Origin of the sequence: Vibrio sp. T13N, assembly GCF_032970445.1 — a bacterium.
GTDB lineage: Bacteria > Pseudomonadota > Gammaproteobacteria > Enterobacterales > Vibrionaceae > Vibrio > Vibrio diabolicus.
On record NZ_JAWJYE010000064.1, the window covers coordinates 1 to 513 of the forward strand.

Here is a 513-nt window from a genome sequence, read left to right on the forward strand (position 1 = left end):
GTAGGTAGTTTAACCTTCGGGGGGACGCTTACCACTTTGTGGTTCATGACTGGGGTGAAGTCGTAACAAGGTAGCGCTAGGGGAACCTGGCGCTGGATCACCTCCTTATACGATGATTATTGCGATGAGTGTTCACACAGATTGATACGGTTTATAAAGTAAAGAGACGATACTGGGTCTGTAGCTCAGGTGGTTAGAGCGTTCGCCTGATAAGCGAGAGGTCGGTGGTTCGAGTCCACTCAGACCCACCAATTTCCTTACCAAGGAATTGGCATACAGTATCGACACACCTTGATGGGGCTATAGCTCAGCTGGGAGAGCGCCTGCCTTGCACGCAGGAGGTCTGCGGTTCGATCCCGCATAGCTCCACCATCTTTAAGCGCATTCAATGAGTGCTTTTAAAAATGGTTTTCATCAGAAAATCTAGCTCTTTAACAATTTGGAAAGCTGACAAAACAACAATTTATTGTTGTTTGTAAAGTTCTCAAAGTATTCATTTATGAATACAACTAA

2 tRNA genes and 1 rRNA gene are annotated in these 513 nt (G+C 45.2%); all 3 read left to right on the forward strand.

Features of this window, described 5'->3' with window-relative positions:
* Positions 1 to 108: ribosomal RNA gene (locus R2S67_RS22805) — 16S ribosomal RNA — on the forward strand; the annotation flags it as partial.
* 66 nt (positions 109 to 174) lie between these two features.
* Positions 175 to 251, forward strand: a tRNA-Ile gene (locus R2S67_RS22810).
* A 45-nt stretch (positions 252 to 296) separates the two neighbouring features.
* Positions 297 to 372 (forward strand) — tRNA-Ala (locus R2S67_RS22815).
* The last annotated feature ends 141 nt before the right edge of the window (positions 373 to 513 follow it).